Genomic DNA, 403 nt, shown 5'->3' with positions numbered 1-403 from the left:
AGTAGATGATAGTCGTGCTCGTATCGGCGCTGCCATGCAGCAGGCATATACAGAATCACGGGATCGCGTAATCGAGTTCATGCAACGTTAACCAGACGGGCTTTTCCATGTTTACAGGTCACATTCAAGCAATTCACTTTCTGGCGCTCGTGTGCGCCATCTACGGTGTTCGCGAATTTGCACATGAGGTATCGCTGCACATAGCAACGAAGGACTTTTGGTGGCTAAGAAAACGACATTGACCCGGGCCGAGATCGCGACGCTGATTAAACAACATGTCGCAAATTACTGGCGTGAAAAGATGTATGCGGTCAGCGCCGAAGTCGGTCTCAATAAAGGCGGTTCTCTACGTGCCGACATAATGGCGGTGCACGTCAAAAACGAAATCGTCATGGTAGAAGTC

General features: G+C 49.9%; 1 protein-coding gene. It reads left to right on the top strand.

Going from position 1 to position 403, the window contains the following annotated elements; genetic code table 11:
* Positions 1-220: 220 nt before the first annotated feature.
* The coding region (locus tag AC30CM_RS27260) for an MmcB family DNA repair protein (protein ID WP_289860500.1) at positions 221-403 on the top strand (183 nt) is incomplete at its 3' end.

This window comes from Mycobacterium sp. DHQP2018-32-09 (genome assembly GCF_058148405.1).
The sequence above is the reverse complement of the archived record's forward strand: the minus strand, read 5'-3'. Positions and strand labels throughout refer to the sequence as shown.